The 15,171-nt window shown below is 35.7% G+C and carries 12 protein-coding genes; 1 reads left to right on the forward strand and 11 read right to left on the reverse strand.

The genetic code is table 11. The features are described from left to right. Window positions 1-93: 93 nt before the first annotated feature. A complete protein-coding gene (locus IGL28_RS07070) occupies window positions 94-480 on the reverse strand; it encodes a DUF1093 domain-containing protein (protein ID WP_081127537.1) in 387 nt (128 codons plus the stop codon). 443 nt (window positions 481-923) lie between these two features. On the opposite strand from IGL28_RS07070, the gene IGL28_RS07075 reads away from it, so the two are divergent. Then, entirely contained in the window at window positions 924-1,526 is a 603-nt protein-coding gene (locus IGL28_RS07075) for a DUF4352 domain-containing protein (protein ID WP_081127535.1), read from the forward strand. Window positions 1,527-2,002: 476 nt separating this feature from the next. Here the strand turns inward: IGL28_RS07075 and IGL28_RS07080 are convergent, their stop codons facing one another. The 10 genes from IGL28_RS07080 to IGL28_RS07125 all read right to left on the reverse strand — a co-directional run bounded on the left by IGL28_RS07080 (window position 2,003) and on the right by IGL28_RS07125 (window position 15,076). After that, a complete protein-coding gene (locus IGL28_RS07080; protein ID WP_081127534.1) occupies window positions 2,003-4,411 on the reverse strand; it encodes a MucBP domain-containing protein in 2,409 nt (802 codons plus the stop codon). 16 nt (window positions 4,412-4,427) lie between these two features. Further along, window positions 4,428-5,408 carry a DUF916 and DUF3324 domain-containing protein gene (locus tag IGL28_RS07085; RefSeq protein WP_232088576.1) on the reverse strand — a complete coding sequence of 327 codons (981 nt, stop codon included), beginning with the start codon at window positions 5,406-5,408 and terminating at the stop codon, window positions 4,428-4,430. Between the two features lie 40 nt (window positions 5,409-5,448). Beyond that, window positions 5,449-6,135 (reverse strand): WxL domain-containing protein, encoded by a 687-nt coding sequence (locus tag IGL28_RS07090; protein WP_010719065.1) that lies wholly within the window; start codon window positions 6,133-6,135, stop codon window positions 5,449-5,451. Window positions 6,136-6,599: 464 nt separating this feature from the next. Then, on the reverse strand, window positions 6,600-8,069 hold the full coding sequence (locus IGL28_RS07095) for a helix-turn-helix domain-containing protein (RefSeq protein ID WP_081127531.1): 1,470 nt from the start codon (window positions 8,067-8,069) through the stop codon (window positions 6,600-6,602). Between the two features lie 552 nt (window positions 8,070-8,621). Then, on the reverse strand, window positions 8,622-9,491 hold the full coding sequence (locus IGL28_RS07100; protein WP_010737659.1) for an ROK family protein: 870 nt from the start codon (window positions 9,489-9,491) through the stop codon (window positions 8,622-8,624). A gap of 2 nt (window positions 9,492-9,493) precedes the next feature. Further along, window positions 9,494-10,939: a glycoside hydrolase family 1 protein gene (locus IGL28_RS07105; RefSeq protein WP_081127529.1), complete on the reverse strand. Its 1,446-nt coding sequence runs from the start codon at window positions 10,937-10,939 to the stop codon at window positions 9,494-9,496. After that, window positions 10,917-11,756, reverse strand: coding sequence for an alpha/beta hydrolase (locus tag IGL28_RS07110; RefSeq protein WP_081127528.1), 840 nt, complete (start codon window positions 11,754-11,756; stop codon window positions 10,917-10,919). Before IGL28_RS07110 ends, IGL28_RS07105 begins: the two co-directional genes overlap by 23 nt. Beyond that, window positions 11,753-12,670 (reverse strand): ROK family protein, encoded by a 918-nt coding sequence (locus IGL28_RS07115; RefSeq protein WP_034698145.1) that lies wholly within the window; start codon window positions 12,668-12,670, stop codon window positions 11,753-11,755. The genes IGL28_RS07110 and IGL28_RS07115 overlap by 4 nt, the downstream gene beginning before the upstream one ends. Before the next feature lie 51 nt (window positions 12,671-12,721). Beyond that, window positions 12,722-13,765, reverse strand: a complete 1,044-nt coding sequence (locus tag IGL28_RS07120) for a DUF871 domain-containing protein (RefSeq protein WP_438843929.1) — start codon at window positions 13,763-13,765, stop codon at window positions 12,722-12,724. An 18-nt stretch (window positions 13,766-13,783) separates the two neighbouring features. Continuing rightward, the gene (locus IGL28_RS07125; RefSeq protein WP_010737665.1) at window positions 13,784-15,076 is read right to left on the reverse strand and encodes a PTS sugar transporter subunit IIC; all 1,293 of its coding nucleotides are present in this window, start codon (window positions 15,074-15,076) and stop codon (window positions 13,784-13,786) included. Window positions 15,077-15,171: the final 95 nt, after the last annotated feature.

The raw sequence follows: 15,171 nt of genomic DNA on the forward strand, positions 1-15,171 counted from the left end.
ACCAACAAAAAAATCTAACCAGTACATGCTCCGGCTAGATTTAATAGTTGATTTTAAATCAGACTTTTTATCGTCTCATTCATTTTTTGAAAACTAATTTAATTCATCTACTTTATCTTTGATTTTTTTAGGAATCTTTTCTTCTGCAATTACTCTAGGAGAGCTTGTTCTTTTGTCACTGATGTCAGCTTGCACGTAACTACCTGGTTTCAATGGTTGTGGTGCTTCCCCACTCACACTAAATGTTCGTTTGGTTGCTTTACCATCAGCTTTTACAAAAGTCACGTCATAATGGTAACTATATTCACCCGCAATGATTTTCCCATCGCTGTTCTTTGATTTCGTTTTTTCTGGCACTTCTGCTGGAATCTTAGTGTATGCAGTAGTTGTTTTATACGTTTCGCTATAATATTTGTAACCGAAAAATCCCCCAACTCCTAATAAAATTAATACAATAACCCCGAATATTCCCTTTTTCATAAACTCACCTCATCAATAAATTTAACTTATTTTATCTTTTTTGATCTTTTTTTTCCATTTATTTATCTTTCAAATTTGTCACATAAATGACATTAACCACTTATCAATAGATACTTATCATCTCCTACATCTTTTTTGATAATCCTACTTCTCTATTACTTTCTCGATACCTAACATGATCTTTCGAATAATAAAAAATAACAAATTTTATAATTACATATTTCCAAATCAAACACATCATGTTACTATATGTAAGTAAAAAATGAATATTCTTATTTGATGCGAACTGTTAGGTGTTTTTTTGAAGCTTTTCATTTGTGAAAAACTGAATATTTGGTAGTAAAGATGTCTTAATAAATGAAACACAAGATATCTATATTTTGGCGACTATCACTACCTGCCATTAAGTGGGAGTAAATTAGATAATTATTATGGAGGAAACAATGGTTAAAAAAAGTGTTGTAGGGGAAGATGACAAACGTTACGTAGTAAAGGAGAAAAAGCCATTTTATAAAAAAGTTTGGTTTTGGGTACTAGCAATCATTCTTGTAGCAATAATTGGATCTGCACTGGGTGGCTCAGATGACAATAAAGCAAGTGATAATGGCGGAGAAAAAGTGACAAAAACAAGTTCTACTAAAGAAGCTACATCAAGCTCTTCTTCAAAAGAAGCGCAAGAAAGTTTTTACCAAGTTGGGGATACTGTAAAAGTTGGCGATGCTGAGTATACATTAAACAGTGTGGAACTTACTGACGAAAGAAATCAATTCGCAGATGAACAACCTGCTCAAGTAGTCAAGATTACTTACACAATTAAAAACAATGGTCAAAATGACCTTCCTGTAGGAATGGATGTAGAAGTTTATGGCTCAGACGATAAAAAAGCTTCTTCTTATCCAAATGACAATACAATGGGATCAGTTGCTCCTGATAAAGTAATGGATTGTACTGCTCATTTTGGTCTGAATCAAACTGGAGACATCGAAATTCAGTTTAGTCCATTAGTTTCTATCGAAAAAGCGGCTAAATTTAAAGCAACAGTCTAGTTTATAGATTCATATCGGGACATTTTAGAAAAAAGTTAAACGACGGTTAGCTATTGATATGGTTAACCGTCGTTTTTTGGTGAAAAACAAGTTCAGAAATAGCGAGTATCTACTGTCCTTCTTTTAAATAGTCACTATCTGTTATCGCTTTGAACAGTTTGTGTATTTTGCGTTCATTTAGTTTTATTTAGTTTTTTTCATCTCATCCTTCCTAATACTAAATTCTATATATTACATAAAATTTATATTACATAAGTGAACTAATTTTTCGATCGTATGTCATAGTTCCCGCATATCATTTTATAAACCTCGGTTGTATTCTTCTAGTTGGAGTAATCGAACGACAAAGTCTTTGATAAGTCTCTTGATAACCAAAGCTTAGGACACGAATCAACTATTTTCTGACTCGTGTCCTTTGCGTTTATCTTTTTCTTATTAGAAACTATATAAAAAAGAATCGTTTGGTCAAAACCTTCTTATCCAGGCGCATCTTCTAGTGTCCAAATTAGGCTTCCTTGATACGCCCCAGTTTTGTAAAAAGGATGTAAATTTAACTGGATCTTATGATGATCAGTGAAGCTTGCACTACCGTCTCCTTGCCAAACCAATTGGTCTTCTGCATTAATCGTTTGATCCACTCCACTCCTCTGCAGATGAAGAGCATTATGCAACTGGTCATTCTCTTGGTTAGTTAAAGGTCGTTCTTCTTTTAACTTAACGTGCCAATGACTCTTCTCCAACACACTTTCATCGATAAGCTGAATTTCTTTTTGATTCGTTGCTTGTACCGATTGATCTTGACCCGGAATCTGTTGTTCCCCAAACGTCAACTGTTCCGGTAATCTAAGCTTAACCCCGTGATCAATTAAAACCTGACGGCTCTCTTCCTTTGATTTTTGTCCTTTTTCGTTTTCCATATAAAAAGCAACTTCCTTGTTCAACCAATTTTCAGGAAGCTGAACATTCACTTTATCTTGGATCTCGTTTTCGGAACTTGGATAGTCCTTTAACCTTAAGACTTCATCTCCACATTTCGCCATAAATGATAAATTCTGTTTCTCTTCACAAGAAATATGAATCGTCACCTCTCTGGTTTTTGAGAAACGAGAAAACAGTAAAGGATTTTCTTTAGGCATCAAAGTAAATTCAATTGGTGAACCTTTCTTATAATGATGAACGAATTGCTGTTCTTCTGGAGTAAAGATTCCTTGATCCCTTTCCACTATTTCCTTGACTGGATAATATCCGTTCAATTCTGGATATTCTTGTGATAGATCAAAAGAATCTGTTATGATTCCTGAAATGATTTTAGGATCAGAAAGTTGTTGGTTATTTTCATCCAAGTAATTCAGTATGACCTTCCCCACGTAGTATACAGAAGAATAGGCAGAACTCGTTCCTTTCTGTTTGTGATTAATCTGTGTAGTAACAGTGAAAGGAATGTTTAAATAGCCTTCTTTCAAATTCGTTTTATCTACCGGATTTTGCTTACTCCCAATCCACTCAAGATTAAGTTGATAATTCAAAACTGTATCATAAAGATTTTCATTGTTAGGGTCTTTTAACGTTAGTTGATAGGAGTGATCCTCTTTTTGATTCCCCACAAAAAGATCACTAATGTCCGTCCCATCAAACTTCACTACGTTAAAATCTTTAATCTTATATTGTGAGTGAGCTGTCACATCATCCAATGAAAAAGCCACAGATAAATCTTTCATTTTATTCCCATGCCCCACATTCGGTATGGTTTGCATCGCATTTAAAGTAACCTTTTGTTGTTCCTTATCAAAACGCTTATCCACTGCTTCAGCAGCAGGAAACTCTGGACTAGCCAAAAAATCTGTTTCATACATGAGAGAGGATGGCGTATTATCTAAGTTTTTAACAACCGTTTCTATTTTAGTTACTGGTTTAGTGATAATCTGGAACTCTTGTGTAGGATGCCCCCATGGCTTCGAAAAATTATTTTCAAAATACGTCCAGAAAGAATGATCATCACTCCACGTATGGTAACTGATATCTGTTGGATTATTCGCAACAAGATATTTTGCCACCTTACCGATATGATTATAGCCGATATACTTGTTTCGATTGATCCCAAAATAATTAAAAGAAGTTTCAATTGGAAAGGCATTCCCCGTTTGATCGAAAAATTCATAAGTAAGAAAGACTTCGCCAGAGATATCGATATCTAAAAAACTCTTTGGATTGCCAATACCGATCTCTCCTCCTGCTTGTCCATCCTTTTTTTTCATTATTATTTTAACATCTACTGGTTTCCCATTGAAAAAGCCAACATTTTTGATCAACGCACTACTTTCTGGATTCTCCTGATTGACAACCAGCCAATTCCCAGAATACTGACCTTTAACTTGTTCCACAGTTGTAAAACTACCATAATGCATCATAAATGTGTTATTGGCGGGAGTTTCTATCGTATTTGCATATCTGAAATACGGAAGATTTGTAATACTTCCAGCTGCTCGAACTTCTTTTGGAAATATGCCAATCAACCCTAACAAAAAAGGAAGTAACCAAATTTTATTAAACTTACGAACAAATTTCTTCCTCTTTTTACACCAATACAGGATGATTAAAGTCAATAGAGCTACACCAATAAAGAGATATAAATGATGGTTAGATTGGTTTGTTTTGGGATACATTTTTATTTTTCCAGCTTCTTCAGACTTCGCTTGTCCATCAGTAACTGGTCTATTTCTCTCATTTGGATTAAGAACTTTTTCCATCGGGACAATTTGGTGCGCACTCGTTGGTTGGTAAAAACGAATCCCTACCTGACTATTGACCTGGCTATCAGCTAAACCAATTCGTGGGAAAACCACTAAGAAAACCAGTAAGAGTATATTGAGCCATCGTTTTTTCATCAATGTGACACTTCCTTTAATTTCCTTTATTCCTTCGCAATTTTGTAATATGCCACAGTAACAAGCCAATAATGAGTAAGCAAACAATTAGCCCCCCATATAAGTATTGGTAGTTATTGTTCTTCGATTTTTTAAGCTTAACCGTTTTGTCGTTAAGACTTTCATCTTTTCCTTTTACCGTAAAGTCTTTTTTCAACGTCCAAACTTTCCCCGACTTTTCTTTCAAAACGGTAGTTAACGTATACTCTCCTTTTTTTAAAGGTTCATCTTCCCAACTAATCGGTAATTTGAAGGTACTTCGTGGTGCTAAAGAAACCAGCTTACTAACATCGTGCAGTACTTCTTTCTGTTTCTTTTTTGTGATGAAAGCATGAAGATCCAATTGACTCATAATCATTGGTTGTGGATTTGCCAATTTTGCATAGACTGTTAAATAACCATTATCTAGTCCTGGCTTTGCCTCCAAGAGTTTTAGTTCAGAAGCAATTTTTTTGTCTGAACATTGGAGTTGGATACCAATTGTATACGCAAATTTATTTGCTAAGCTAAATCCAGCTGGTTGATCCTCTACCTTATTCTTTTCTTCATAGCAATAAAAACCACCCAGAATCGTCCCCTCAAATCCAGTTGACGGAATCTTTAATTGAAACACGACATCTTTTTCTTCATTAGGATTCAGTTCAACTGTTTGAGGACCTGAAATCAGTTCTTCTAAAGAAGGACCACCTAATAATTTTTGATCATGTTGTGAATAATCTAGCACCCCATTTTTATTGGTAGTCGCATTATTGGCTGCTACTTTGACTTTTATCTTTTCAGAGCTGGTATTTTTAAGCTTTATCGTCAACTCTTGGGACTGGTTAGGCTCAACTTTAAGATCATAATAGCTTACTTCTGAACGTTGATTCTCTGGCAAGACAGCCTTAGCTTCAAAGTTCACTTCTGTTTTTTCAGCAAAAACTGAGGCAGGGTGGCAAGCAAACAGTAAACTTGTCATAAAAAGGATGGAGACTATCCAGCCCCATCCCGGCCTAAATTTATACTGGAGCATCGCTTAACGTCCAAGTAATCTCAGCTGTATAATTTTTTGCTTCCACACCTGCCCGGGGAACATGTAATTTCACATTTTCGTTCTTGCCATCTGTTCCTTCGAATACTGCAGCAAAAGCCCCTGCACCTTCGCCGGGTTGAGCCAACATAACGGTTTGATTGACTTCGTTTAGTACAAATGTATGATCTTTTGACTCTACCAAATGAGGTGCTTTGGATGAGTTGTTTTTCGTTACTACTTGACCATTGCTTAAAGATAGCTGTGCGCCTGTCAACTCCGAGTGATCTTTATCTGTTGAAGTAAATGGTGAGATAGATACACCTAATGTCCAGCCTTTCGCTCCCCCACGAGTATCATTCACTTGGACAAATGGCTTTTTATTCAATGCAAAATAATCCGCATCTCCTTGTTGGATTTCTTGTTCACCAAAAGTAATGTTTGATGCGAAAGGAATAGACAATGAGCCTTTCGCTCCTGTGCTTGGATCGTCATCATGGGTATCATCTGGTACCACTGGCTGAACATCACTACCCGACCCTTCCTTCAAAGTTACATTTGTTTTATTTGTGACTTGACTTGTTAGTCCTTCATTTTCAGCTGCACAAACCACGGAACTAGATGTCCCTAATGCCAATAAGGCAAGTCCAGCTATACTAACAACTTGTTTCTTCATAATTCTCTTCCTCCTAATAAAAATTAGTCTGCAATTGCGACTACAACTATTCTTCCATTTCTTGATGAGGAAAAAAACAGTAAAAAAATTCCGGAATCTGGAAAAAAATTAGAAGTACTTTTTTGAAAAACGTTTCGTCTCTCATTTGATTTCCTATGATACTGCAATAATTGATTGAAAACAGGTGCCAATTCGACTTATTCTCAGCTAAGCCATTTACGATCAAATCCAAAAGTGCTGATTGACTCAATCTATTTTTCAATTAAAAAGAGGTCGTGATATGTCCAGATTTGAGAAAAAGCCGGAGAATCCAAAGACAGTTTTCCTATTTTTGGAATTCTTCGGCTTATTTCAAGGAGCTGATGCTTAAACATCGTTTAGAGTAAAGTGTGAGTTTTATGTCTCAGACTCTGACAAATAAACCCTTGAAAATTTTGATTGTTGATAAGTTTAAAAAAAAATAGTTATTTGTTTGTAGCTCTTTCTCTATGCAACTCATATAAGATTTTTTCAAGATTTCGCCAGTTACGTTCTGTCGGAATGTTTTTCATTAACAGTAACGGTGTATTTTTCGTATCCAAGAAATAATTTGAGATCACTAAATCAACCTCCTCAAATTTGGTTTCAGAATCAAAAAAAGAAAGAGCATAAACATTACTAAACAATGTTTTGATTTTATTCATTAACCATAATCGATGAGGACGATGTAGATCATCCGTGAGCAAAATTTTTATTGGTTGAATACTTTTGAGTAACAATCCATAATAATCCAGCAAATAGTAATAATTTAAAAACAGCTGGTGCGTGTTCTTTAAATGGGGCAATAACTCTGCGGGAGCTATCTGTATCATCGAGTCATGAAACTTCTGAACCATTCGGCAAATTTGAGAATCAAGCTTTTCTACTTCAAATATATATGATTTATTGAAAAAAACATCGGGATTCCCCCAGAAAAAACAGCTTCTTTCATAAAACGCAATCAAGCTAAACAAATGGTTCTGGTTTCTTCGATCAAAGTCGTAATCAAAGACTTCTTTTAACGAACAACTGAGCAATTCAACTAAACGATAGGCTAAACTTTGACTTCTTGTATGAGCACGCACCGCTTGTTGCTCATAGCACTCCTTTCCCTCAACAATACCGAAAGCATAGATTACCCGATATAGAAAATATCGTTCATTGTCTGGCAATAGTAACTGGCTTTCTTTCAACCACATCGAGACCAATTCAAAGTTTGGATCACTCTCGATTGTTGATTTCACCTCTTTATCTAGTGAAATAATCTGCTTCTTAGTTCTTTCAAGTATAATCGCTAACCAAAAACTCAGCGTTTTCGTTTGTAAAGCATCTAATTTAAATCCATAGGTTTTTTCAAAACATTGAACAGACTTCATGATCCTGTCACAATCAATCAAAAAGGGCCAGTGACCATCTCGTGTTGATTCCCAATAAAAATAGTAATAAAAACTTCTGATATTGATCTCTTCGGCTTCTATTTCCAGTTTAAACGAGTGAAAACCGATCTTGTATCTTTTAAAGTAAGGAACTAATAATTTAGCATATCTAAAAACGGTAGATGTACTCGTATATTGTTTTTCTGCAAAGTCTTCGATTCTTTTTTCGGGATATTTGAACATAAAATCGATTAATTGGTAATTATATGATTCTTTATAATAGGGAAGATAAATACTATATATGGGAAAGTCTTCTTCCTTTTGGATACAAAAGCGCTGATTATTCTCATTTTGTAAAACAATTTTCCCATTAAACTGTTCAAACAGCTCTGATAATTCCTTCATATAAAGAGAAATTGATTTAACAGATCCTCCTATATATTGCTGTATCTCATCCATCGTATACCCATTGTCCGCTTCAAGTAAAAAGTGAATTAGTTTCACTTTTTTTTGGGAGGCTTTCGTCAAAAAAGTTTGCATTCAATCACCACCAATTTAAATATTTTTAACTTTCTTAACATTCAAAAGACATTGTTCGTTAACGTTTTGGATTATAGCATACACTGGTTTACGATCAATTCATATGAAATTAACGAGTCATTTTTCAAGTCACAAAGCTAAATTCCTTCTCCCATGACAATCAGAAAAATCTACCATTCGGGTAACATTATTTATAATATTTTGTCCAAAATAAAAAGCCCTAGATAAGAGCCATTTTTTCTTTCTTTTTATAAAACTACGATTTATTAACTAAAACAAAACTATGAATAGTCAACAAAAGTTCGAACATGCTTTTAGCTCTAATTCCATTTATAATCGAATCAATTAATTTTAGACTAGATGAACAACTCGAACTACTCCAGCTGCCAATTTTTGATTTTCTAACTCTCATATCTTTTATTCGTTTCACACAAACAAAATAAATATCCGAATAGCGAGACGTGTTTCGCTTACAGTGAAGAAGCTCTGACATCTCTCTATTCGGATATATTGATTTTGAAAAAATATTACTTGTGAATGATAAACGATTTTTTACTTAGCTTTTTTGATCATAAAATTGTACACAGCACCAACTAAATTGGCATTATTTCCAAATTTTGAAGGTAGAATCTCAGTTTCCACTCGCTGTGCTCCTGTCCGCGTCCGTAAACATTCTATTTCTTCTTTCATCTTCTTGATAAATAATGAGTTACTGGAAATGGCTCCCCCAATAATTATTTTATCTGGGTCAAAACTGATCATCAGATTATAAATACCTCTAGCACTATACCGACAAAATTGTGTGATTAAATATTTTGCTAATTCATCCCCATTTGTTGCACGTACGAACAATTCTTGCCCATCAATCGACTGGTTTTGACGTTGATTGTATAAGGCAGTTGTACGAACAATACTTGCTAATTCACTAAATGATCCCTCTTCATTTAGCATCATATAGCCAAATTCTCCCCCAAATTGATGTTTTCCTGCCTGAATTTGTCTATTTTGGATAATAGCACCACCTACACCTGTACCAAAAACAAAATATAAAATACTTTGGGCATCATCTGCATGCCCTTTCCATATTTCTGACAAAGCAGCACAATTCGCATCATTTTCCATAGTAACAGGTAATTGAAAATAATCAGATAGCTCCTGAGTGAAACTTCTGTGATGAATGTAATCAATTGCCGTTAATCCATAAATTTTGTCTTCTTCTTGACTCACAGCTCCAGGTACACTAGTTGCTATCCCATCAATCAGATACCCATCGTTTCGATAACGTTCCAAAATTTTTTCGATTGCTTTTAAAGCTTCCTCCCAAGTTTTGGGCAGTGGCGTCACACCTTGTTCAATCAATTCCTCTTTCCAAAGTCCGTATTTGATCGATGTACCCCCAAAATCTAAAGCTAAAATGCCCATGGTTATACCCCTTCCAAATTGCTGCCATTACTTGCAATGACCTTTTGATACCAAAAATAACTGTCTTTTTTGTAACGCTTAAGGCTTCCTTTTTGCCACTCATCTTGATCAACATATACAAATCCATAGCGCTTTTGATAGCCATTTAACCAACTAAGTAAATCAGTATATGACCAAGTACAATAACCTAAAACTTCGACACCGTCTGTTAAAGCTTCTTGAATCGCTTGAATATGATTTTTGAGATACGTGATTCGATAGCTGTCATGAATCTGGTTATTTTCAGTTAGTTTATCGTATTCCCCCAGCCCGTTTTCAGTAATGATGATGGGTGTTTGATAACGACTAGCAATTCTTCTTAAAGCAATTCTCAGCCCACTTGGATCAATCTCCCAATCCCAATTTGTTCGTTCAACAAAAGGATTTGGGACTTTTTTGTAGACTCCTGGAAGACCACTTTCTCCAGAAGTTCCTTTTTTACCAGTCGTATTCATTTCACCAAAACCAACTCCTGTTAGCGGATTAAATCCATTGGTTGTTGACTGATAATAATTGATCCCTAAAAAGTCTGGTTTGGCACTTGCTAACAACGCCATATCTCCTGGTTCAATTTCAGGCGCCCAGCCCTTTTCTTCTAAATAGCGCAAAGCAGCTAGCGGATAACGCCCCTGCATGTAAATATCCATCCAAAAATTTGCAAGTAGATCCTCCGCATTTTCTGCAGCAAGAACGTTTTGGGGATTACTATCAATGGCATAGTTTGGAGAATAAGCAAAACTTGGTCCAATCTTACCTGGCATCTCTAATTCATGAAATTTATTGATTACTGCTGCATTTGCAAGATTTGCCATATGATTTGCATGATACATACGCTTAGGATCACTAACTCCTGGTGGATGAGCAGCTAACAAATACCCATGGGAAATAAAGATGTTCTGCTCATTCAAGCTTATCCAATAATGAACTTTTCCACGAAATGCTTCAAACAATACTTGGGCATAGTTGGTAAAATCTTCGATAATTTTTCGAGATTCCCATCCTTGATACTCTTCTTGTAATGCTTGAGGAAGATCCCAATGATATAACGTCAACATAGGTTCAATGTCATTGTCGATCAATTCATCCACTAAACGTTGATAAAAGGCTAAACCAGCTTGATTGATTGCTCCACTGCCGTTAGGGAAAATCCGAGTCCATGACACGGAAAATCGATAAGTTTTCAAGCCTTGTTCTTTCATTAATGCAATATCTTGTTTAAAACGGTGATAGTGATCAACTGCAATTTCTCCTGTTGTTCCTTTAAATGTTTTACCAGGAATTTTTACGAATTTATCCCAAACAGATTCTCCTTTGCCATCTTCATCATAAGCACCTTCTACTTGATAGGCAGCTGAAGCAGAGCCCCACAAGAAGTCTTCTGGGAAGTCATTTAATTTTTGATGTTCCATTTTCTACACCCTTTTCATTTTCTTCATACCAATCTAGTACCTTAAAAATTTGTTTATCCCAATAGCCCCATTCGTGACTTCCATTAGAATAATCGGTTGTCAATTGGTACTTTTTCTTGTGACATTCTTTTTCAAAAGCTTTTGTATGGTCATATAAAAAATCTTGATAGCCACAGCAAGCAAAATAGTTCGTTGCTTCTTTACCGAGACCCGCTTCCAACATTGTAAAAAGATTTTCTGATTCCGCTTGTGCAAAATTTCCGAAAATCCCTTGCCAATAGAGTTTTTCCTGGTCAGACAATGGTTGCCCAGTCAAAGACTGCTGCTTATTGTTCTTTAACCCGTTAACCACATCTAATGCGCCAGACAATGAAGCGCCATAGGCAAAATAATCACTACGTTTCATCGCTAGTTTGATCGCGCCATAGCCCCCCATTGATAGTCCAGCAACGAGATGATCAGTTCTTTTTGAGGAAATATATGGGAAAAATTCATGACAAATCTGTAGTAATTCTTCCGAAATGAATTTCCAGTAATTCAGACCGTATTTTGTATCTGTATACCATGACAAGTGTACATTTGGCATTACTACGATCATATTTTCACCTGAGACATAACGCTCGATATTAGAGCGCCTTAACCAAATTGTATGATCATCAGTCATTCCATGAAGCAAATATAAAATTTTATAAGTTTCAGATTCGGGAGCTTGTGACACACCGATTGAATGGTTCTGTCTTTGAGGGACGATCACCTTCATTGTCGTGTTCATATTCAATGTTTTGGAAAAAAAATTAATATCAAAAAGAGCTGTCATTGATTATCACCTATCTGTTGCATATCTATGATTTGTTTTACTGAACCAATTACACCGGCATCATTTGCCAATTTGCAAGGAATGACTTGGGGCATTTGAACGCTGGATAATACTCGGTACTCATGAATAATTCTTGTATAAGCTGCTTGTATCTCTGCCATAATCTGAGAATTTCCACTAACCCCTCCTCCTATCAAAATAGCTTCGGGTGCTATATACACACTAATGTTGGTTAGAAGTCGGGCAACATCATCTAAAAATTCATCTACATATTTTTTAGCTAATGCATCTTTTTGTGCAGCCAAATCAAAGATATACTTGGCATCCTTCACTTCTTTCCCAATCGCTAAGCTGTATTTGCGACATAAACCGCCGACAACACCCGCATGTAATGAAGTAGAATCCAGTTTATATTCCTGATTTTCTCTACCCATTAAAGAAACACCAAACTCACCAGCTAAACCACCTTGCCCCCAATAAAGCTTACGATCAATCACGATCGCCCCTCCAATAGCGGAGCCTAAAGTCACGCAGACATAATTACTATAGTTCGCCCCATTTCCAAGCCAACCTTCAGCTAAGGCAACCGCTTTACTATCAGTAATGATTTCCACTGGTAGTTGTAAATGGTCTTGAGCAATTTCTTTAACGTTCAAGCCAATCAATTTTTTTAAGGAGCCTGCTGTTTGCATCGTTCCATCATGATTTATCACTCCTGGTAAACTAATTCCTACACCAGAGATATCTAAATACTGTTGTTGTTCGTTTAAATAATTTTTCAAATCGGTCAAAATTTGTGTCATATCATTTGTACTAGTGATTTTTTCTTTTTTTATTATCTGACCTGTAGAATCAACTATCCCTAATTTGATAAAGGTTCCTCCGATATCGACACCTAAATAATAGCTAGTCATACTGTTTGTTCACCTCACAAAATCTAAAATCTTCAAAGCGTTGTATGTTTTTCATCTCAAATAACCGATCTTCCGGAATATGCCCACAAGATTGATTTTTTTATCACCAGGGCGATCTTTCAAAGCAATTTGAACTTCACCTTTATATTGCCCATAAGCCTCATTTAAAATGAGAATATCCCCTTTTTTGATCATCTGAACTGGGTGATTGCTAGGCAATGGCTTATCTACAATCTTAGCGCGAAGCCTAGTTGAACGAATCATATAATCCGAAGAGTCTCCTCGATAGTTATGCGTGTAGTCAAATAAGAGCTGTCGTTCGAATGCAGTAATATCTTCCACTAAGGTGATATCTATTTTTTTCATTGAATCTTTGGCAGCTTCACTGACTTGACGTAATTCTTCTTCTGAGGCAAACATCGTACCAATCAGGACATCATCTATTAGACCACTTTGTAAAAGATCCCTCACTTGTATTCCTATTGGTAGGTGACGATGTTCCTCTAAGGTACAAAGCCCCTCTTGTAATGGCCAAGGACCATGTTCCCCGGACTGAGAAGTAACAAATGCTGCTGTCGTTAAATAACTTTGACAGAATTTTATTGAATACTGCTTAAACTGCTCTCTGGATAGCCCTGTATATTGCTGTGGGAAAAAATTATGGCAACCAGTAAGCTGCTTTCGATTCGGACCATAATCCAAAATTTGATCAAGATAATGAGAATAATTGCTCATATTTAATTCAATCTTGATACCATAAGGATTTTTAGTCATTTCAGCTTCTTCTTTCCCTGTCATACCAGCATCTAAGCGAATACAATTAATTCCCCAATCAGCTAAAAATGTTAAGTCTTTATAGGACTCTCCTAAAAGATCAAATATTGGTGGGATAAAATCAATGGCTACTTCAAATTCTTGCTCTCTTGCTTCTTTGATTATTTTTAAATATTTTTCCATGGACTCACTGACATTGTTCCGATCAAATTGAAGCAAGCTCAAGAATACACGTTGAAAGCCATACGATTTTGCTAAAGCTAAATAGTTTTTCATTTCATTAAATGAAGCTTTTTCTGGATATAAGGAAATTCCTAACACTGGATTTACTCCTAACAATTATTTATTTTTCATTTCTTCCTGTAGCTCTTTCATATCAGCGACTTTAACAAATGGGAACCAAATCAATGCCACAATTGCCGTGATAATAATGTAAATCAACAGGAATTGCCAGTTACCAATCAATGAAAACTTAACAAATCCTGGTGTTGTCCAAGGAATCGCTTCTGCCGTAGGATTATAGGGAATTGGCAAAATCGTACTCATTAATCCCCAAGAAACAAAACCTGCAACAAGTGGGCTTAAAACTAATGGTAAGAAAAAGATTGGATTCATTACTGTCGGAATCCCAAAGTTTAGCGGCTCGGTAATATTAAAAATCGTTGGCAACGCACCTAACTTAAACATTTCTTTATAGCGAGCTGACTTAGAGAAGAATAAACAAATAACCAGACCAAGCGCATTTCCTGCAGCTCCACAAACACCATACACAAGAGAAGCCATGGCAAAAGGCAACGTGCTGCCATTGGTATAAGCATCAATATTAGCAGTCATCATTGTTAAGGTTACAGCTGAAAGTGGTCCAGATAACACAGCATTATGGATACCAAAGAACCACAAGAAAGCAATCAATACTTGAATAAAAATCATTGATACTGGATTAGCCATCAAACTATTCAACGGTGCACTAATCATTTCTGTAATAAAAGTAAAGATATCTCCAAAATCAGTAAACGAAAAAGCAATCCGAATGGCACATACAAATAAGAAAATCGTGGTCACAATAAACGTCGGTGCTAAGGAATCAGAAACCATTGGTGGCACTGATGCTGGTAATTTGATCGTAAAATTTTTCTTTGACAAGATAGAATACAATTTGGTAATTCCAATTGCTACGATCATTCCTACGAAAATACCTTGTCCTCCTAAATAATCAAATTTCACCGCGTTGACTGTTGATTCCACCCATTTTCCCCCATCGTTGACATGCGTAACAACTTGTTGAGGGATTAAAATAAAATATGAAGCGAGAGAAATTAGACCTGCATTTTGTGAATGGACACCTAAGCGATTCGCATATGCATACGCAATATTATAAACTGCAAACAAACCCATTAGACCAATAGAGGCATTACTAACAGCGGCTAGACCAGGTGCTAAGTTCATATCCTGTAACCATTTAAGCCAAGCAGGAATCGGGAAATTTGCCAAAATTAAAATGAACGCAGAGCCAATCGTCGCTGGACTTGTTCGAATAAATCCTTCAGATAGTGCTCCTAAGATATTATTGTTTTGCATCTTTGCTGAAAGCGGCAACAAATTATTGTTTAAAAACGCTTCGAATTTTTTCATTACTCAATACTCCATTCTAATATGTTTAAATAAATGTTTTTTGATCAAGTACTTTAATCATCCATAGTATAAACAATGATTATGAATAGATATAC

This window comes from Enterococcus sp. AZ077 (genome assembly GCF_051714965.1).
Classification (GTDB): domain Bacteria; phylum Bacillota; class Bacilli; order Lactobacillales; family Enterococcaceae; genus Enterococcus_B; species Enterococcus_B hirae.

Excerpts from the sequence above, each read along its gene's own strand:
- IGL28_RS07075 (WP_081127535.1), top strand. The coding sequence starts at position 924 with ATGGTTAAAAAAAGTGTTGTAGGGGAAGATGACAAACGTTACGTAGTA.
- IGL28_RS07090 (WP_010719065.1), bottom strand. The coding sequence starts at position 6,135 with ATGAAGAAACAAGTTGTTAGTATAGCTGGACTTGCCTTATTGGCATTA.
- IGL28_RS07105 (WP_081127529.1), bottom strand. The coding sequence starts at position 10,939 with ATGGAACATCAAAAATTAAATGACTTCCCAGAAGACTTCTTGTGGGGC.
- IGL28_RS07100 (WP_010737659.1), bottom strand. The coding sequence starts at position 9,491 with ATGGGCATTTTAGCTTTAGATTTTGGGGGTACATCGATCAAATACGGA.
- IGL28_RS07125 (WP_010737665.1), bottom strand. The coding sequence starts at position 15,076 with ATGAAAAAATTCGAAGCGTTTTTAAACAATAATTTGTTGCCGCTTTCA.
- IGL28_RS07070 (WP_081127537.1), bottom strand. The coding sequence starts at position 480 with ATGAAAAAGGGAATATTCGGGGTTATTGTATTAATTTTATTAGGAGTT.
- IGL28_RS07095 (WP_081127531.1), bottom strand. The coding sequence starts at position 8,069 with ATGCAAACTTTTTTGACGAAAGCCTCCCAAAAAAAAGTGAAACTAATT.
- IGL28_RS07085 (WP_232088576.1), bottom strand. The coding sequence starts at position 5,408 with ATGACAAGTTTACTGTTTGCTTGCCACCCTGCCTCAGTTTTTGCTGAA.
- IGL28_RS07080 (WP_081127534.1), bottom strand. The coding sequence starts at position 4,411 with ATGAAAAAACGATGGCTCAATATACTCTTACTGGTTTTCTTAGTGGTT.
- IGL28_RS07115 (WP_034698145.1), bottom strand. The coding sequence starts at position 12,670 with ATGACTAGCTATTATTTAGGTGTCGATATCGGAGGAACCTTTATCAAA.
- IGL28_RS07110 (WP_081127528.1), bottom strand. The coding sequence starts at position 11,756 with ATGACAGCTCTTTTTGATATTAATTTTTTTTCCAAAACATTGAATATG.